Origin of the sequence: Pseudomonas sp. OTU5201 (assembly GCF_038440135.1) — a bacterium.
GTDB lineage: Bacteria > Pseudomonadota > Gammaproteobacteria > Pseudomonadales > Pseudomonadaceae > Metapseudomonas > Metapseudomonas resinovorans.
The window spans coordinates 1-17,623 of the sequence record NZ_JASATC010000053.1 but is presented as its reverse complement, the minus strand read 5'-3'; the positions used below and the strand labels follow the sequence as shown (position 1 = coordinate 17,623).

General features: G+C 64.7%; 15 protein-coding genes and 1 pseudogene. 9 read left to right on the top strand and 7 right to left on the bottom strand.

Features of this window, described 5'->3' with window-relative positions; translation table 11 throughout:
* Positions 1–13: 13 nt before the first annotated feature.
* Positions 14–859, top strand: coding sequence for a CsgG/HfaB family protein (locus AAHM40_RS24120; RefSeq protein ID WP_342246935.1), 846 nt, complete (start codon positions 14–16; stop codon positions 857–859).
* 331 nt (positions 860–1,190) lie between these two features.
* On the opposite strand, the gene AAHM40_RS24115 is transcribed toward AAHM40_RS24120, so the two are convergent.
* Genes AAHM40_RS24115 through AAHM40_RS24095 form a run of 5 tightly spaced genes read right to left on the bottom strand, consistent with a single transcriptional unit; the run spans position 1,191 to position 7,089 of the window.
* Entirely contained in the window at positions 1,191–1,487 is a 297-nt protein-coding gene (locus AAHM40_RS24115; protein ID WP_342246934.1) for a hypothetical protein, read from the bottom strand.
* Between the two features lie 45 nt (positions 1,488–1,532).
* Positions 1,533–2,915 (bottom strand): curlin, encoded by a 1,383-nt coding sequence (locus AAHM40_RS24110; protein ID WP_342246933.1) that lies wholly within the window; start codon positions 2,913–2,915, stop codon positions 1,533–1,535.
* A gap of 55 nt (positions 2,916–2,970) precedes the next feature.
* Positions 2,971–3,441, bottom strand: coding sequence for a curlin (locus AAHM40_RS24105; RefSeq protein WP_342246932.1), 471 nt, complete (start codon positions 3,439–3,441; stop codon positions 2,971–2,973).
* Between the two features lie 9 nt (positions 3,442–3,450).
* Complete coding sequence (locus AAHM40_RS24100) at positions 3,451–5,688, bottom strand: Ig-like domain-containing protein (protein WP_342246931.1); 2,238 nt, start codon at positions 5,686–5,688, stop codon at positions 3,451–3,453.
* A gap of 39 nt (positions 5,689–5,727) precedes the next feature.
* Positions 5,728–7,089 (bottom strand): hypothetical protein, encoded by a 1,362-nt coding sequence (locus AAHM40_RS24095; protein ID WP_342246930.1) that lies wholly within the window; start codon positions 7,087–7,089, stop codon positions 5,728–5,730.
* A gap of 384 nt (positions 7,090–7,473) precedes the next feature.
* Between AAHM40_RS24095 and AAHM40_RS24090 the strand changes: the two genes are divergently transcribed.
* From AAHM40_RS24090 to AAHM40_RS27370, 5 genes and pseudogenes are all read left to right on the top strand, one after another.
* Entirely contained in the window at positions 7,474–8,931 is a 1,458-nt protein-coding gene (locus tag AAHM40_RS24090) for a sensor histidine kinase (protein ID WP_342246929.1), read from the top strand.
* Positions 8,931–10,340 carry a sigma-54-dependent transcriptional regulator gene (locus tag AAHM40_RS24085; RefSeq protein ID WP_342246928.1) on the top strand — a complete coding sequence of 470 codons (1,410 nt, stop codon included), beginning with the start codon at positions 8,931–8,933 and terminating at the stop codon, positions 10,338–10,340. The genes AAHM40_RS24090 and AAHM40_RS24085 overlap by 1 nt, the downstream gene beginning before the upstream one ends.
* 309 nt (positions 10,341–10,649) lie before the next feature.
* On the top strand, positions 10,650–10,919 hold the full coding sequence (locus tag AAHM40_RS24080; protein WP_342246927.1) for a hypothetical protein: 270 nt from the start codon (positions 10,650–10,652) through the stop codon (positions 10,917–10,919).
* 205 nt (positions 10,920–11,124) lie between these two features.
* Positions 11,125–11,880: pseudogene (locus tag AAHM40_RS27375) on the top strand (PAS domain-containing protein); the annotation flags it as partial.
* 12 nt (positions 11,881–11,892) lie between these two features.
* Positions 11,893–12,471: a methyl-accepting chemotaxis protein gene (locus AAHM40_RS27370; RefSeq protein WP_371926522.1), complete on the top strand. Its 579-nt coding sequence runs from the start codon at positions 11,893–11,895 to the stop codon at positions 12,469–12,471.
* Positions 12,472–12,676: 205 nt separating this feature from the next.
* Here the strand turns inward: AAHM40_RS27370 and AAHM40_RS24070 are convergent, their stop codons facing one another.
* Both AAHM40_RS24070 and AAHM40_RS24065 read right to left on the bottom strand, forming a co-directional pair.
* Positions 12,677–14,494: an ABC transporter ATP-binding protein/permease gene (locus AAHM40_RS24070; RefSeq protein WP_342246925.1), complete on the bottom strand. Its 1,818-nt coding sequence runs from the start codon at positions 14,492–14,494 to the stop codon at positions 12,677–12,679.
* 135 nt (positions 14,495–14,629) lie between these two features.
* The gene (locus tag AAHM40_RS24065) at positions 14,630–15,202 is read right to left on the bottom strand and encodes a LysR substrate-binding domain-containing protein (protein WP_342246924.1); all 573 of its coding nucleotides are present in this window, start codon (positions 15,200–15,202) and stop codon (positions 14,630–14,632) included.
* A 178-nt stretch (positions 15,203–15,380) separates the two neighbouring features.
* Here AAHM40_RS24065 and AAHM40_RS24060 point away from each other — a divergent pair, with 178 nt between their 5' ends.
* From AAHM40_RS24060 to AAHM40_RS24050, 3 genes are all read left to right on the top strand, one after another.
* Positions 15,381–16,127, top strand: coding sequence for a cache domain-containing protein (locus AAHM40_RS24060; RefSeq protein ID WP_342246923.1), 747 nt, complete (start codon positions 15,381–15,383; stop codon positions 16,125–16,127).
* Entirely contained in the window at positions 16,075–16,341 is a 267-nt protein-coding gene (locus AAHM40_RS24055) for a hypothetical protein (protein ID WP_342246922.1), read from the top strand. Before AAHM40_RS24060 ends, AAHM40_RS24055 begins: the two co-directional genes overlap by 53 nt.
* A gap of 218 nt (positions 16,342–16,559) precedes the next feature.
* The gene (locus AAHM40_RS24050; protein WP_342246921.1) at positions 16,560–17,297 is read left to right on the top strand and encodes a S1 family peptidase; all 738 of its coding nucleotides are present in this window, start codon (positions 16,560–16,562) and stop codon (positions 17,295–17,297) included.
* Positions 17,298–17,623 lie beyond the last annotated feature (326 nt).

The window sequence follows — 17,623 nt, the reverse complement described above, 5'->3', positions numbered from 1 at the left end:
GGAAGCCACGACCATGAACAGAGTGCTGATGCTGGTCCTGCTGCTCGCCACCCTGCAAGGCTGCGGTCTGCGCCAGCCGATGTCGGCTGATACTGAAGGACAGACCCCGACCCTGACCCCGCGCGCCTCGACCTATTACGACCTGCTCAACCTGCCCCGGCCGAAGGGGCGCCTGGTGGCAGCGGTGTACGGCTTCCGCGATCAGACCGGCCAGTACAAACCGACCCCGGCCAGCTCCTTCTCCACCAGCGTCACCCAGGGCGCTGCCAGCATGCTGGTGGATGCGCTGCAGGCCAGCGGCTGGTTCATGGTGCTGGAACGCGAGGGGCTGCAGAACGTGCTGACCGAGCGCAAGATCATCCGCGCCTCGCAGAACAAGCCCAACACCCCGGCAAACATCCAGCCCCAGCTACCGCCGTTGCAGGCCGCCAACCTGTTGCTGGAAGGCGGCATCATCGCCTACGACACCAACGTGCGCAGCGGCGGCGAGGGGGCCCGCTACCTCGGCATCGGCGCCTCCCACGAGTACCGGGTCGACCAGGTCTCGGTGAACCTGCGCGCGGTGGACGTGCGCAGCGGTACGGTGCTGGCCAACGTGATGACCACCAAGACCATCTACTCGGTGGGGCAGAGCGCCAGCGTGTTCAAGTTCATCGAATTCAAGGAACTGCTGGAAGCCGAAGCCGGCTATACGACCAACGAACCGGCGCAGCTCTGCGTACTCTCGGCCATCGAGTCCGCTGTGGCCCACCTCATCGCCCAGGGGGTGGAACGCCAACTCTGGCACGCTTCCGGCGACCAGCCGGTGGAGCAGACCTCGCTGAAGAAATACATGGGGGCGCAGGTTTCGATCCCGTAACGCGACAGCGCCGCCATACCGGGCCGCTCAAATACGCTTTCCGAGCCCGTAGGATGGCGTGGAGCGAAGCGATCCCCATCATTCAGCCCACGCTATGAACTGAGTGCTGCGCAGCTCAACGTGCAGGGGCGAGGCATGGTGTTGGGCTTCGCTTCGCGTTGTAGGTAGCTGCAGTGCCCGTAGGAGCTGGCTTGCCAGCGAATGGCCCCGTTTCGCTGGCAAGCCAGCTCCTACAAGGCTCTTGGCCCGTTGGTAAATCTTTCGCACTGGCTAACACAGACATCGTGAATGAATTCGCCCGCACAAGGAGAGCCCTCATGTGCGCGGGGGCCTACAACTGAACCCATTCCACCCGCTCTTTCTGTTCCACCCCGTCGACCCACCACGTGAGCCGAGCTTCTACCCGCGTCTTGACGGACAGGTTAAGGCGGTTTTGCACGGGGCAGGCGCGCTCGGCCACACCGCTCTGGCGTGACTGGCTGCGGCCGGCTGGGCCTTGGGCGATGACCAGGAGTTCGTAGCGCACATGGGGGCTGGGAGGTTCGAAGCACAGGCGCAGGTCGGCCTGGCCAGGGGCCTGGGGCTGGAGTTGGAGGCTGGCGCTGACCAGCAGGGCGGCGAGGAGCATGGGAAAAAAGACCGCCGCCCACAATGGGGCGGCGGCTTCGGGGGATTATTGCTGGACGACGATGGCGCTGTTGCCGGTGCCGGTCTGGTCGATGACGGAGTTCTGGTTGAAGTTGCTCTGGGTGACCAAGGCCTGGTTGTCCCAGCCCACCTGGGTGACGACGGAAACGTTGTTCATGTCGGCCTGAGTGATGCTGGCGCTGTTGCCGCCACCTGCGCTCTGGAAGGTTTGGCTCAGGTTGTCGCTGCCGGACTGGTCGACTTCCACGCTGTTGCCGATACCTTCGCTGGAGCCCTCGGCGATGTTGCCGCCGTCACGCTGGGCGACCACCAGGGTGTTGTCGTCGCCGGTCTGGTCGAAATACAGCTCGTTGAAGTTGCCTTCCTGGGTGAAGTTGGCGGTGTTGCCGTTGCCGTTCTGGCTCAGGTCCGCGGTCTGGTCGTTGCCGAACTGGCCGCCTTCCTGGGCGCCCTGCCAGTTGCTGGCATAGATGTTGTTGTCGTTGCCGTTCTGGTCCACGGTCAGGCTGAGGTTGACGCCTTCCTGGTAGGTCAGGCTGAGGTTGCCGTTGCCGGTCTGGGTGACGGCGCTGACGGAATCGGTGGTGGCGTACTGGTCGGCCCAGGCGGCGTTGGCGTTGCCGGTCTGGGTCATGGTGGCCAGGTTGCCCGTGCCGAAACTCTGGTCGACGACCACTTCGTTGAGGGCGCCGCCGCCCTGGTCGATGGAGGCCTGGCTGCCTTCCTGCTCGGTCTGCCAGATTTCCGCGTAGCCGGTCTCGCCGCTTTGGAAGATCACGGCCTGGTTGGCGAGGCCGGGGCCGGTCTGGTCAATGTAGGCCTCGTTATCGCTACCGGACTGCTGGACGTCGACGCGGCTGCTGGTCTGGTCCACCTGCCAGGTGCCAGCCTGGTTGTGCGTGCCGCTCTGGTTGATGGTGGTGGTGTTGTCCGCGCCGAATGTCTGTTCGGCATCGGCGATGTTTTCCTGGTCGAGCTGGTTGATGTCGATGGTGCTGGCGACCTGGCTGTCCTGGAAGCTGAACGCAGCGTTGAAGCCGCCGTCCTGGGTCACCGTGGCCTGGCTGTTCTGGTTGGACCACTGTTCGCTGTGGGCACTGTTCCAGTTGCCGCTCTGGGTGTGGGTGATCTGGCTTTCGGTTTCCGAGCCTTGCACACCGGTGGAGGCGTTGTAGGTGCCGTCCTGGGTCTGGGTCACCGTGCCGGTGCCGCCCGATTGGTCGGCGTAGGCGTTGTTGTCTTCACCGAGCTGGTTCTGGGTGGCGCTGCTGAAGGATGCAGCGGCCTGCTGCACTTCGGCTACGTTTTCCAGGCCGTTCTGGGTCTGGGTCGAGAGGCTGTCGTCGGCGAAGGCCTGGATGCTGGCCAGGGCCAGGATCGCGGCGGCGAGTGGTTTGTACTGGAACATGGTATTGCCTCCTGGGGATGGTTCCCTGCGAGTCGTTCGGATCGTGAGTGCGCCTTCAGTGCTGGATCACCTGCACGCTGAGGCCGTTTCCATACTGGGTAACGCTGCTGTTCAGTCCGTCCCCGGACTGCACGATGGATGCACTGTTGTTGGCGCCTGCCTGGTCTATCTCGGCCCGGTTGTAAGCGCCGCTTTGAGAGATGTAGGCCTGGTTGCCCGTGCCCTGCTGGGAGATGGACGCCAGGTTCTGCACACCTTCCTGGAGGATGTAGGCCTCCTGGTCGCTGCCGTTCTGGATGATCTGCCCCAGCAGCGATTGGCCGTCCTGCGTCAGCAACGCGACGTTCGCTTCGCCCAGTTGGCGCACCAGGGCCTGTTGGTCCAACGGAGCGCCATGCGGGCTGGCGAGGTCGGCGTTGCTACCGGCCAGGTCGAAGTTCTCCATCAGGTCCGCCGCCGGCAGCGCGCCGCTGCCCAGCCCGAAGGCGAGCAGGGCGGCGATGCGCAGCGCGGTGGCGGTGTTCATGGCCGGCTCCTAACGGGGCGCCAGGGTCACGGTGCGCACCGTGCCGTGGGACGAGGTGATGGTGGCCGTCGGGTTCGCGCTCGGAACCACGTTGGTGGTGGTTACCGAAAGCCGCCAGCGTCCGCCCAGCGGTACCGCCACGGTGCCCAGGTCCAGCGGGCCGGTGGTGGTGGTCACCTGCACGCGGATGCTGTTGCCGGTGGTGATCGAGCTCTGGCCGGTCAGGCTCCAGGTGACGCGGTTGTTGGAGCGGAGGGTGAACTCGGCGGTGGCTACCGTCAGGTTCTCGGCCGTGGCCGGCGGTGGCGACACCTGGACCGTCACCGTGACCGGGGCGGAGAGGGCGCCGAAAGCGTCCTGCACCTGGTAGGTGAAGCTGGCGGTGAAGGCGCTGGTGACCGTGGCCGGCGGCGTGTAGGTGATGCTGGTGCCGTCGGTGCTGGCGGTGCCCTGTCCGTTGCCCGGCTGGGTCAGGTTGACCACGGAGAGCGGTGTGTTGCCTTCCGGGTCGCTGTCGTTGGTCAGCACGTTCAGGGTCAGCGGCACGCCCAGTGTGTTGCCGGTATCGGGCAGGGCCACCGGTGGCTGGTTGGGACTGACACTCACGGTGACCGTAGCCGGCGCCGACGCCTCGCCGCGCACGTCCATCGCGCGGTAGGTGAAGGTCGCGGTGAGCGGGCTGTTGACCACCGGTGGCGGTGTATAGACCACGCCGGTGCTGCCGTTCAGGGCCACGCTGCCCTGGCCGTCGGCCGGCTGGGTCAGCCCGGTGATGGACAGTGGCAGGTCGCCGTCGGCGTCACTGTCGTTGGTCAGTACGGCGATGGTCACCGGTACGCCGAAGCTGGTGCTGGCGCTGTCCGCGTTGGCCACCGGTGCCTGGTTGGGCACTTCTTCCGGTGCGTTGCCGACCACCACGACAGGTTCGGTGTCGGCACCGCCTGCAGCGGATTTCACCGTGACGACCGCTGGCGGCTGGGCCAGGTCGGTGACCCGCAGGCTCTGCAGGGTACCGGCCTTGGTCAGGCGACCGAAGCCCTGGGCGGCGAGGTCGGGGATCTGCACCTCATCGCTGGAGCTGGCTTCGATGGTCAGCGAGCGATCGGCCCAGTTGTAGCGGGCGGTGCTGACTTTCACCACGTCCGTGACCTCACGGGAGACCGACGTGGGTTTGGTGAGGCCGGACGGATCGGTACCGGTGACCACCACGAATGGCGGGAGAACCCCCGGTGCCGGGTTGTGGGCGAAGAAGAAGCCGCTGCCGTCGTTCACCATCTCTGCCAGGCAGGCAGGCTGAGTGCCACCCTCTACCAGTTCCAGGGTTTCCCGGTAGCAGAACTCGGAATTGGCCGGGCCGTTGGCGAACACCTCCAGGCGGGTGCCCTGGCTGGTGCGCCGGTAGCTGGCGCGTTCGATTTCCACCGGGGTGGCGGAGCGCGAGTCGAAGATCTTGCCGGAGACCGAGAACAGCTCGGTGCGGATGGTGCCCGCCGGCCCGTTGATCTCGACGTAGTTGGTGCCGAAGGGGCTGCCGGTCACTGTTGACGGGACGTTGGGGTCGCCGATGAATAGCTCCTCTTCACCGGTCTCCGGGTTGGTGGCCGGGTAGGGCGCACCAGGCCCCTTCAGGAACGGACCGACGTCGCCGTTGAGGGCACCGTTGAAGATCCCTGGCGCGCCGATGCCGATGTCGCGGGTCATGTTGATCGCACGGCGGCCGCCTCCGTCGGCAATGTCCGCCGCGGTCACGTTGAAGGTTTCCACGCCGTAGGGGTGGGTGACCGTGTAAGTGCCGGGTGTGGGGATGCTGGCGCGGATGCGGATACGCGCGAAGCTCTGCTGGTCGCCGACGCGGGGCAGTTCCAGGGCGAAGGCAGCCTCGATGGCGGCGGTGTACACCTCCAGCTCGTAGTTGCTGCCGCCCACGGCGGGAATGGCGGTTTCGGCGATGAACCAGAAGAGTTCACTGGGCCAGTTATTGGGGAAGACCATCGGCTGGGTGTCGTCGAACACGCCCGGCTCCGGTATCAGGGTGCACATGTAAGACCCGGGTACGAGTGGGCTCTGGGCCTTGGATTGGCAGAGTTCCAGGCTGAGGTTGTCGTTGTCCTGGTACCACTGCGGGAAGTAACCGGTGGACGCGGTGTAAGGGCCCGGGTCGACCGCCTTGAGGGCGGCCTCGGCCATGTCGATGCCCTCGACGGCGAGACCCAGGGTGGTGAGAAGCAGGCAGGGCCACTTGTTCATGTTGCCTCCTGGCGCTTGAGCGCTCGGCTCTGGGTTCGCTTAGGGAAGAATGACCACTTCTTCGGTATCACTGCCGCCGCTGCCCGAGGTGACGGTCACCGTCGCGGGGGGCGTGGGCGTGATGCCGGTGGTGAGCGTCTTGGTGGCGCCGTCCCCACTGAGCGTGCCGATGGCGGCACCGCTGCTGGCAGTGGCGGTGAGCGCCGGCGGCGAGGTTTCGTCGCTGCTGCTGGCTACGACGGTCAGCTCGCCGGAGTTCAGGTTGTATTCGGCACGCTGGATGTGAACCAGATCGACCAGCGGGGCGGCCTGGGTGGTGGGCGTGCTTTCCGGGATGGCGACGCTGTTGTCGGCGGTGATCGAGACGCTGGCCGGCAGCGCCGGGTTGCTGCTCGACTGGCCGTACCAGTTGCCAGTGGCGTTGGCTTCGGTCATGGGCACCGTCGTGGCGGCACTGTCTTCGTAGCTGGCGGTGCCGGGGGGCGGTGGCGCCATGATGAAGACGTCCTGCTGGGCGCTGGCTCCGGTTTCGCCGGCGCTGCGCGAGTAGGTGGAGCGCTGCACAATCACCGGGGTTGGCCGGACCACATCGGACAACTTGCCGGAGACGGAGAAAAGGTTGGTGCGCAGGTCGATGCCGCCCGGGCCCTGGATGCGTACGTAGTTGGTGTCGAAGGGGCTGCCGGTGACCGGTTCGTTCAGGTTGGGATCACCGATGAAGCGCTCCGACAGGCCGGTTTCCGGGTTCACCTCGGTGTAGGGGCCGTTGACGCTGCGCAGGAAGGGGCCGATGTCGCCACCCAGCGCGCCGTTGTAGGTCTTCGGGGCGCCGATGCCAATGTCGCGGGTCATGTTGATCGCCCGGCCGCCGTCATCGCCGAAGTCATCCGCGGTGACTTCGAAAACCTCCACGCCATAGGGATGGGTGACGGTGTAGGTGCCGATGGTGGGGACATCCACCCGGATGCGGATCCGCGCAAAGCTGATCTGGTCGCCCTCGGCCGGATTTTCCACCGCGAAGGCGGCTTCCAGCGCCGCGCCGAAGTTGAGGTCGATGCCGCTGGCGGCGTCGGCGATGGAGGCGTCGGCGGTGAACCAGAAGGCTTCCGGCGGGAAGTTGGTGGGGAATGCCAGCGGCTGGGTGTCGTCGTAGACGCCCGGCTCCGGCAGCAACGAGCACATGTAGGCCGGGGCGCCAGGCGCGCCGCCTGCCCGGGAACTGATGGTCTTGGACAGGCACAGGTCCAGCGTCCGGCCGTGGGTGTCCTGGTACCAGGCGGCGAAGGAGCCAATGTCGGGGTTGTAGGGGCCCTCGTCAACGGCGTACAGGGCGGCGGTTACGTGTTCTGCGGCGACCACGAGGAAGATCGAGGTGGTGGCCTTGGCGAGTTTGCGTTGCATGAGCTTTCCCTCTTGCAATGTGGGGGCCCTCCCTGCGGATTTGCTGCGCCACAGGCTGGCTGACCGGCCCTCCGCAACGAGCGTGCCAGTGTTTCCGAATCACCTCGCCAAGCCGCATCCTGCAAGGCTTCTGGCCATGCTGGAGGCACTCGCCAACGGCGCTGGGCAGGTGGGTGAGTCTCCCCACTACTGGGTGAATCTGGGGGTGGTTGGGGGAGTGGGGGAAAATCGGGTGAATCGGGTGAATCGGGGGAGGCCGCATGGCACGGGGCTTTTACGCCAATCCGGTAAAACGGGCCTGGTTTATGCACTGGTACCTGCGTCCAAGGCCGCCCGGTTGGCACGACGGGTCGAACCCATCACGCAACGCATAGGAAGGTTTCCATGAGCGCTCTGTCGGTGATCTGGGATAAGTACGCAACCGGCAAGGCCGGCGACTCGCCACCTCCGCAGTTCAACCTGCTGCGCTGGTTCTCGCTGGTCAGTCTGGTGGTGATCGCGAGCGTGGCCATCGGCCTCGGGATCATCTCCACGCGTTTCGTGGTGACCGAGAGCATCGAACGCGATGCCATGCTCAGCTCGCAGTTCATTCAGTCCATCGCCCAGGCCGAGATCCGCCATGTGGCGCTGCCGGCGAGCATGACCATGGGCGAGCTGCTGGATGCCCGCCAGGATGGCCACCATCCGCAAAGCATGCTGGAAGCACGGCAGCGGGCGCGCAACGAATTCCTCGACCACATTTCCATGCTGCCTGATGCCCTGCTGGCGAATATCTACGGTGCCGACCGGGTGATCGTGTGGTCGACCAACCCGGCGCTGGTGGGCAAGGACATGAGTGGTAACGAGGACCTGGAACAAGCCTTCTCGTCGCCGATGCAGGTGGCTTCCAGTTATGACGAGGTCACCGGTGGGCGCAGCGAGCAGAAGTTTCTCCGCGCGCCGCGCACCCTGTTCATCGAGAACTACATCCCGCTGCTGGACGACCAGGGCAATGTCGCTTCGGTAGTGGAAATCTACAAGGAGCCCCGCGACCTGGTGCAGCGCATCCAGCGAGGCTTCGTGCTGATCTGGCTGGCCACCGCCATTGGCGGCGGCCTGATTTACTTCGGTCTGTTCTGGATCGTGCGCCGTGCCTCGGGCCTGCTGGCCCAGCAGCAGAGCCAACTGATCGCCAACGAGACCTTCGTCGCCCTGGGCGAGATGTCCTCCGCGGTGGCCCACAGCTTGCGCAACCCGTTGGCATCGATCCGTTCCAGCGCTGAACTGGCCCAGGAGCTGGTGGCCCCGCCGGTGCAGAAGAACATCGCTGACATCATCAGCCAGGTGGATCGCATGTCGAAGTGGGTGCGCGAGCTGCTGATTTCGGCGCGGCCGCTCTCCGGTGATTTCGAGGTGGTGGAGCCGATTGCGGTGATCAACGAAGCCTTGCATGGCTTCGATCAGCAGATCCGCCATAGCGGCGTGCGGGTGGAGTTCCATGCCGAGGCGGCGCCGGCGGTGGTCAGCCACCGGGTGCTGCTGGCGCAGGTGCTCAACAGCCTGTTCGCCAACGCCATCGAGGCGATGCCCAACGGCGGCCTGCTGCGTATCGAGGTCAAGCCTGACAGCGCCGGCAAGCACCTGATGCTGGCCATTACCGACACCGGCCAGGGCATGACGCGCAAGCAGGAAACCCTGGCCTTCAAGCCCTACTACACCACCAAGCAGGGTGGGCTGGGGGTGGGGTTGGTGATGGTCAAACGCATCATGGAACGCTTCGGCGGCAAGGTCAGTCTGACCAGCCGCGAGCGGGAAGGCACCCGCATCTGCCTGAGCTTCAAGGTCGCTGGGGGGCGGGGGTGATGGAACACAGCGTACTGATTGTCGAAGACGACGAGCTGCTGGCCGGCAACATCCAGGTCTACCTCGAACGCAAGAACTTCGAGGCGCTGGTCTGCCACTCGGCCGAAGAGGCGCTGGAGCTGCTGCAGGACCAGGTGCCCGACGTGCTGCTCACCGACAACTCCCTGCCGGGCATGAGCGGCCATGAGCTGATCCGCCAGGTGAGCATCAGCGCGCCGCAGATCAAGCCGATCATGATGACCGGCTTCGGCAACATCGAGGATGCGGTGCAGGCGATGAAGGCGGGCGCCTTCCACTACCTGACCAAACCGGTGGCGCTGGCCGAGCTGAAGCTGCTGCTGGACAAGGCCCTGGAAACCCAACGCATGGAGCACAAGCTGGATTTCTACCAGAGCCGCGCGGCCCAGGACGCCGGCCTCGACGCGTTGATCGGCGAGTCGCCGGCGATGCTCGAAGTCAAATCCATGGTGCGCCAGCTGCTCGATGCCGAAAGCCGTATGGTCGATGCCGAGTTGCCGGCGGTGCTGGTCGAGGGCGAGACAGGCACCGGCAAGGAGCTGATCGCCCGTGCGCTGCACTTCGACGGCTGCCGCAGCAAGGGACCCTTCGTCGAATTCAACTGCGCCTCGATTCCCGCGCACCTGCTGGAAGCCGAACTGTTCGGCCATGAGAAGGGCGCTTTTACCGATGCCAAGGAGCGTCGCCTGGGGTTGGTGGAGGCGGCTGACGGCGGCACCCTGTTCCTCGACGAAGTGGGCGAAATGGACCTGGTGCTCCAGGCCAAGCTGCTCAAGTTGCTGGAGGACCGCACCATCCGCCGCATCGGCTCGGTGAAGGAGCGCAAGGTCAACTTGCGCATCATCAGCGCCACCAACTGCAACCTGGAGCAGATGGTGCAGCAGGGTAAATTCCGCCGGGACCTGTTCTTCCGACTGCGCATCATCTCCATCCGCGTGCCGCGCCTGTACGCACGTGGCGAGGACATCCTGCTGCTCGCCCGGCATTTCCTGAAGCAGCACGGCAAGCGCTATGGCAAGCCGGGGCTGCAGTTCACCACCGAGGCCGAACACCTTCTGCAGAGCTACAGTTGGCCAGGCAACGTGCGTGAGCTGCGCAACATGCTCGAACAGACCGTGCTATTGGCCCAGGGTCAACAGGTGAACGCCGCACAGCTGCACATTTGCCCGAGCCTGGTGGACGAGTCGTCCAGTCACTACCGCACCCATGGCAACGGCAACGGCAACGGCAGTGGCGCCGAGCCCGAGGATGAGCGGGGCCTGGTCATCCGCATGCTCGACAAGACCGACTGGAACGTCACCAAGTCCGCCCGCCTGCTGGGCCTGACGCGGGACATGCTGCGCTACCGAATCGAAAAACTGGGCCTGGTCCGGCCGGATCGCCGTCACTGATCCGCCACCACGCTCCGGCGCCTTCTGGTGCCACTGTTCCCTAGCACTCCCTCTCGCCAGTACGGGAGGAGGAGATCCTTGTGGCCGGGCTGCGATCCTGCTCGCATCGCCGCATCGTCCACCGGGGTTCGGTGCCCTCACACCGGCCCCGCTTTCTTGTTCCAGGCGCCAGCTTCGCAAGGGGCTGGTGCCTTTGCTTTGGGGGCCAGACGTTGGGCTTCGCTACGCTCGGCGCCAACCTACGGGACCGCTGTGCGGCCCTTGGCGAATGAATTCGCCCCTACGGGTATGTGCCACGGGCATGGCTCGGTGTTCGACGTCGCGACCGATGGCCTTGAACGCCGTGCCGTGCTGCCGACTCAAATGGGTAACGACCCTGTCGGTTTCGAGAGGTGCAGCATGAAAAGTGAGCGAAGAAGCGGCATTTCCGGCAATGACAAAAAGGGGCAGCGTGACTTTCCGCGCTGGCTGATCGACCCCGATTACATCGACCTGGAGCTGGAGCGCGATCCAGACGATCCGCGGTTCGATCCCACCCTCGACGACGCGGAAAGCTACCGCCATTCCCATCACGGGTAACGAGAACCGTTTTTAGTTGTGGCGCCGCCTGACTGGCTAGTGGCAGAATGCAATCAGACACGGATGTCACCCACCTTCATCGCGCCAGCGATCCTCTGCAGGCCAGCCATACCTTATTCCTCCAGACGCATTTCGCAGTAACGCTCCTGACGGTCGCCAGGGCGTGTCCGGGGCCTCAAGAAGCCGCCAGTACTGCCGATGCAGGATGCATATTGATACCTCCCCGAGCCCCGACATGTTCAACACCCGTTTGAAACAGGAACTGCTCAGCCTGCGCGAAGAGCTGTCCTCCCTCCAGCAGGTCCGCGCCAGCCTCGATGAGGAAATGCTCGCGCTCTACCTCGACGCGCGTGGGCGCATCGAGTCGGTCAACGCACACTTCGAGCAAGAGATGCTCTACCGCGCCGACCAATTGCTCGGCAAAAACCTGCTGGAGCTGATCCCCGAACACGTGCGTGGCCTGGACTTCCATCTGAAAGTGAAGACTGCGCTGGAACGCGGCGAGCACTTGGCCGGAGTCGTGCGTCTGTTGCGAGGCGACGGTGAAGAGGCCTGGCTGCGCTGCATCCTGCAGCCGATCCGCGACAGCGCTGGCAGGCTCCAGCGCTTTTCCATCTACGCCAGCAACCTGACCCGCACCATCGAGACCTCCCGCGAGCACGAGAACCTGATCAACGCCTTGCAGCGCTCCACGGCGGTGATCGAGTTCAACCTGGACGGTGAGGTGCTGGCCGCCAACGACAGATTCCTCGACGCCATGGGTTACAGCCTGGAGCAGATCCGTGGCAAGCATCACCGCCTGTTCTGCGAGCCGGTTGAGTACAACTCGTCGCAGTACCAGGCCTTCTGGGACAAGCTGCGTCGCGGCGAATTCGTCGCCGATCGCTTCAAACGTGTGGATCGTCACGGCCGCACGGTCTGGCTGGAAGCCTCCTACAACCCGGTCATCGACGCCCATGACCGCCTCTACAAAGTGGTCAAATTTGCCACCGTGATCACCGACCAGGTCAACCGCGAAGCGGCCGTGGCAGAGGCCGCCGGCATCGCCCTGGAGACGTCCAGGGGCACCGATGACAGCGCACAGCGCGGCGCCGCCGTGGTTCAGCAGACGGTGGATGTCATGCGTGAGCTGGCCATCCGCATGCAGGAAGCGGTGCAGGGCATCGAAGCGCTGGACCAGCAGTCGCAGGTCATCGGCGCCATCGTCAAGAGCATCAGCGGGATCGCCGACCAGACCAACCTGCTGGCCCTCAACGCCGCCATCGAAGCCGCCCGTGCCGGCGAGCAGGGGCGTGGCTTCGCGGTGGTGGCGGACGAGGTTCGCCAACTGGCTTCGCGCACCAGTTCGGCCACCGTGGAAATCACCAAGGTAGTGGAACAGAACCAGCAACTGGCCGAGCGTGCCGTCGCCATGATCGATCGCGGTCGGCAGCAAGCCGAGCTGGGCCTTGAGCTGTCCGGCCAGGCCGGCACCGCCATCGTCGAAATCCAGGACGGCGCGCAACGCGTGGTCAACGCCATTGGGCAGTTCTCCAGCCACCTGTCGCGCTGAACAGAGCGCCGCCGCGAGCGAGGAATCCGTCCAGGCCGGCATCGAGCTGGCACGGCTGGACACCGAGTTGGAGCGGCAGGTCGGGCGTTCCGCGTGTCATTCGCGGAGAGCCCATGCAGAAAGCCCCTGGGGATCGCTGATCCCCAAGGGCTTTTTCGTAGGTTGTGACTGCGCTCGATGCTGGCCTGGGCGCGAATGGGACGGACTAGACGTTCGCCTCGAGCGCCGGTTGCTGTTCCATCAGTGACCAGGCGCCTTGACCGTCCAGCTCCAGGCGGTGGGTATGGAAAAGCGACAGGGTGCTGCGGTGGCCAATGCTGACCAGCATGGCGTCGCGCATTTCGTTGCGCAGCAGCGAGTAGAGGGCGTGCTCCAGGCCTTCGTCCATGGCCGAGGTGGATTCGTCGAGGAAGACGATCTGCGGCCGGTTGAACAGCACCCGGGCGAAGGCCAGACGCTGCTGTTCGCCGACGGAGAGTATGCGCGTCCAGTCCTGGCTGAGGTCGAGTCGGTCGGCCAGGTGGGCGAGGTTCACCTGGCGCAGTGCCTGTTTGAGGCGCTCTTCGTCTTCCGGGGCGCTGGTGGCCGGGTAGGCGATTGCCGTGCGCAGGTCCCCCAGCGGCAGGTAAGGGCGCTGCGAAAGGAACAGGGCCTGGTTGCCGCCGGGGCGTCGTACCGCACCCTCGGCGTAAGGCCAGAGCCCGGCCAGCGCGCGCAGCAGGGTGGTCTTGCCGCTGCCCGATGGCCCCTTGATCAGCAGCGCCTGGCCGGGCGCGAGGCTCAGGTTCAGGTCGGCCAGCAGCCGAAAGCCGTCAGGGCGCAGCACCTGCATGCCTTCGATTTCCAGCACCTTGGCCTGTTCGTGCGTGGTAACGCGGGGCAGGGTGCGTGCCTGTTCGTTGGCATCGAGGAAACCGGTGAGACGGTCGAGGGTGGCGCGGTATTGGGCGAAGGCGTCGTAGGAGGTCCGGAAGAACGACAGCGAGTCCTGCACCTGGCCGAAGGCCTGGGAGGTCTGCATCACGTCGCCCAGTTTGATGGCGCCACTGAAGAAACGCGGGGCTTGCAGGATGAAGGGGAAAACGACTGCCACCTGGCTGATGGCGAGGTTGAAACCGTCGAACTTCAGGCTTCGGTACACCAGCGCCCAGACGTTGCTGATCAGCGCGGTGAAGCGGCCCAGCAGCGTGTTCCGCTCGATGTCGTTGCCCTGGTAGAACGCCACGTTCTCGGCGTATTCGCGCAGGCGCATCAGCGCGTAACGGAAGTTCGCGGTGAGCTTTTCGTTCAGGAAGTTCAGGCGGATCAGCGGGCGGCCGAGGCGGAAGGCGATCCAGGTGGCGATGATCACGTAGATGTAAACGGCGAAGACCATCGCCCGTGGAATCTCCACGCCGCCGACTTCCAGGGGCGCCGAAAGGCCCCAGAGAATGCCAGTGAAGGCCACCAGCGACACCAGCGCGCTGACGGCGCCCAGCGCGAGGGACACCGAGCCGGTGACGAAGGAGTTCACGTCCAGTTCGATACGCTGGTCAGGGTTGTCCACCGGCTCGGCGAGGAACTGGCCACGGTAGTAGGCGTCACCCTTCATCCAGTCGGCGGTCATCCGGTCGTTGAGCCATACCCGCCAACGGATGCTGAAAGCCTGGGTCACGTAGTAGTTGAACAGCGCGCGCAGCACATGGATGGTGGCGAGGATCGAGAACACCCCGAGGAAGTACCAGAACGCCTTCTGGTCCAGCCCCTGCAGGGCGCTGTAGAAGCCGTTGTACCAGAACGAGAACAGCACGTTCATGCGCACTGAGAACAGCGTCAGTACCAGCAGCACGATGAACACCAGCAGAGGGCGCCAGCTGTGTTTCGGGCTGAGGTAGGGGCCGGCGATCTGCCAGAACTGGCCGCCCCAGCGGGTGAAGCGTACCGCCAGAGTTCCTGCGGCGGAGAACGCGGCAATGGTGATCAGGGAGGCGACTGCCAGCCAGCTCAGGCTTTCCTGCAGGGCCTGGTTCCAATCCATTTCCATGGTGGTTACCCGTGGTTTTTCAGGGGGGAATGAGGGGGATTGATCTGCCGAACGGGCCAGGGGCCAGGCAGCGGTGAGCGATAGTAGCACCGTGCGGGTGCGCCGAACCCCCTACGCGAGCAGGGTTCGCCCGGCTCACTTCGCCAGACGCTGTAGGTCCCCGACCTTCGCTGCGTGGGGATTCTTGAAGACGAACACCAGTTCGTCGGCCAGCGCCCTGGCCTCGCGGGTGATCAGCTCCTGGTCGCGGTAAACCAGCGAGATGTTCAGTGGCGGCACCTGCTCCTGCAGGTAGAGCACGTCCAGTTCCTGGCCGAGTTTCTGCACGTACTCCAGCACGCGCAGCGGCCAGTAGCTGATGACGTCGGTGTTGCGGGCCAGCTCGCAGAACATCACGCCCGAAGTACACTCGATCACGCGCTCGGGCGGGGGGACCTGAAACTCCTCGAACATCAGGCCGACGCGGGACTTGTCCAGCGAGTCCTGCAGCAGCCATTGCTGCTCGCGCAGCTCGGCCAGCGAGTGGGCGTTGCGCAGGGGGTGTCCCTTGCGCGCCGCGAGGGCCGTGGGTTGCACGTAAAGCTCGGTCCAATGGAAACCATCGCTGTAGCGGCTAGCCGGCTGGGAGCAGAGCGCCAGGTCCAGTTGGCCCTCGCGCAGGCCTTCCATCAGCTTGGACGGGCGCGACTCATGGATCTGCAATTGCACCTTGGGGTAGCGCTTGCCGTAGTGTTCCAGCGCGGCAAGGAACTGGGCGCCGGGGGGGCCGGCGAGATTCCGATCGACACCTTGCCATCAATGCCGCCCGCAAGCTGGTGAGCGTCGACAAGGTGCCGGTGGTGATCGGCGAATACTCGTCGGGCATCAGCATCCCCATGGGCCAGACGTGGCCTTCGCACAGGACGTGTTGAAGAGCACCTTCAACATGGTCTACCTCGCCCGCGCCGACTGCAGTTTCAGCATCCGCCCGCAACAGGAGATGCCTGCCGGCTACGACGCCCGCGAGCGTGACTGGTGCAAGCGCGTGCTGGCGCGCAACGACAGCGTGCTCACCGAACCCTATGTGAATGCGGCGACCCAGGAAATGATCATGGCCGTTGCCGCGCCGGTGCTGCATGCGGGGGAACTGCAGGGCGCGGTGGGCGCCGGCATGCCCATCGACACGCTGGTGCAGATCGTCGGCGGCGTCGACCTGCAGGGCAAGGGCTATGCCTACCTGGTCAACGGCGAGGGAAAGATCCTCGTGCATCCGCAGACCGAACTCATCAACCGCCGCCTCGACGAAATCGACCCGAAGCAACCCTTGAAGGTCAGCCGTGAACTGCAAGCACACCAGGTGGACGGGCATGTGCGCATCGACACCTTCATTCCCGTAGCCGGTCTGCCCGGCGCCGACTGGTACGTCGGCCTATCCGTTGACCGCGACCTGGCCTACGCGCAACTGGACGCCTTCAGCCATTCGGCGCTGATCGCCATGACCGTGTCCGTGCTGGTGGTCCTGCTCGCCCTTGGCCTGCTGCTGCGTGTGTTGTTGCGACCGCTGCTGCGCATGACAGGCGCCATGCAGGACATCGCCGCCGGTGAAGGCGAGTCAGACGACCCTGCGCCAGTCCGACGAATTGGTGCAGCGTAGCGACAGCGTCGCCGCTGCCACCGAACAGCAACGCGCGGTGGTCGAATCCATCAGCCGTGAAGTGGGCGAGATGTCCACACTCAACCAGCAGGTCCAGGCCAGTCAGCGACAGGCACTGGTAGTGTGCGAAAGCCTGGATGGCCAGTCCAGAGAGCTGCGCAGGCTGGTGGGGAGTTTCCGGATTGACACCCGCGTGGAGCTGGGCGCCGGGTAGACAGTTCGTAATTCGGATGGAGAGAGGAATGAATCCCAACGATCACGGCTCGCATGGGGTTCGTTCCTCAACCGGTCCTACCCACCGGATAGGTCTTTTCTGGCGTATTGACATGTTTCTCTTGGTCAAACCGCCCAACTAGGCGGATGCTCGTGACATGCATACCCGTCTTCCACCAACGCGCGGTCCCAGCGGCGCGAGCTCAAGGACCTTACGCCATGTCGGTAATCGAACCCCTGCTGTTGAGTACCGTGCGCATCTGCACCCTGGCCGGATCCCGCGTGCTCACCAACGCCAGCGGCTTCTTCTTTATGCGGGACGAGCGCTTGTTTCTGGTCACCAGCCGGCATGTGCTTGTGGATACGCCGAGCCGGCATTTCCCTGATCGCCTGGAAATCGAACTGCATACCGATCGTGACGATATGGCGCGCGCCTGTGGCTTTTCCGTGCCGCTGTATCGCGATGGCAAGAGTCTGTGGCGCCAGGGCCGGGATACGGCGGGGGGGGTCGATGTGGCGCTGATCGAGCTGGAGCGTCCGGCGTTGCCGAGTGCGATGGTCTATCACGCATTCACGCCGACGCACCTGCAGACGCCCGGAGAGCCTATCGAAGTCGGCACTGCGCTGCTGGTGGTCGGATTTCCCCTCGGTTTCCACGACAGCCTGCATCACATGCCGGTGGTGCGGCACGCCATTGTCGCGTCGTCGTTCGGCCTGCGTTTCCAGGGGCAAGGCTACTTCCTCACCGATGCGCGCACCCACCGCGGCACCAGCGGAGCACCTGTGGTGATGCGGGCGCCGGATGAGTGCCAGGGGCTGGGAGATCTGCCCTGGATGTTGCTCGGCGTGCACTCGGCACGTCTGGATCTGGGCAGCCGCGACTTGCTGCAGGACGAAGCACTGGGACTCAACTGCACCTGGTATGCCGACATTCTCATGACGTTGAGCGAGAGCTGAGGAGCGACTGTCCGCCTTGCTCTCTAAACGTCAGCGTTGGCTGGATGCGCGAGTGCCGATGAAAAGCGAAAAAGTCCCTGAGTAACTCCCGCGACGATTCCCAGGGCACTCGCATGTCGGCGGAGGGTGTGAAGCTGAGTTTGAACTGTGAGCCTCATCCGGGGGTGGGCAAGTGCTCTTCTATATAGAGAGAAGGGATGATGGGAAAACCTTTCAAATAAGTGTTGACGGCAGAATCTGCATCCCTATAATGCGCACCTCTTCCGGCGCAGTAGCCAAGCAAAACTCCTTGTAGATCAATGGGTTAAGTGGTTGGTGAAGGTGTT

Excerpts from the sequence above, each read along its gene's own strand:
- AAHM40_RS24115 (WP_342246934.1), bottom strand. The coding sequence starts at position 1,487 with ATGCTCCTCGCCGCCCTGCTGGTCAGCGCCAGCCTCCAACTCCAGCCC.
- AAHM40_RS24085 (WP_342246928.1), top strand. The coding sequence starts at position 8,931 with ATGGAACACAGCGTACTGATTGTCGAAGACGACGAGCTGCTGGCCGGC.
- AAHM40_RS24110 (WP_342246933.1), bottom strand. The coding sequence starts at position 2,915 with ATGTTCCAGTACAAACCACTCGCCGCCGCGATCCTGGCCCTGGCCAGC.
- AAHM40_RS24090 (WP_342246929.1), top strand. The coding sequence starts at position 7,474 with ATGAGCGCTCTGTCGGTGATCTGGGATAAGTACGCAACCGGCAAGGCC.
- AAHM40_RS24070 (WP_342246925.1), bottom strand. The coding sequence starts at position 14,494 with ATGGAAATGGATTGGAACCAGGCCCTGCAGGAAAGCCTGAGCTGGCTG.
- AAHM40_RS24095 (WP_342246930.1), bottom strand. The coding sequence starts at position 7,089 with ATGCAACGCAAACTCGCCAAGGCCACCACCTCGATCTTCCTCGTGGTC.
- AAHM40_RS24120 (WP_342246935.1), top strand. The coding sequence starts at position 14 with ATGAACAGAGTGCTGATGCTGGTCCTGCTGCTCGCCACCCTGCAAGGC.
- AAHM40_RS24050 (WP_342246921.1), top strand. The coding sequence starts at position 16,560 with ATGTCGGTAATCGAACCCCTGCTGTTGAGTACCGTGCGCATCTGCACC.
- AAHM40_RS24100 (WP_342246931.1), bottom strand. The coding sequence starts at position 5,688 with ATGAACAAGTGGCCCTGCCTGCTTCTCACCACCCTGGGTCTCGCCGTC.
- AAHM40_RS24105 (WP_342246932.1), bottom strand. The coding sequence starts at position 3,441 with ATGAACACCGCCACCGCGCTGCGCATCGCCGCCCTGCTCGCCTTCGGG.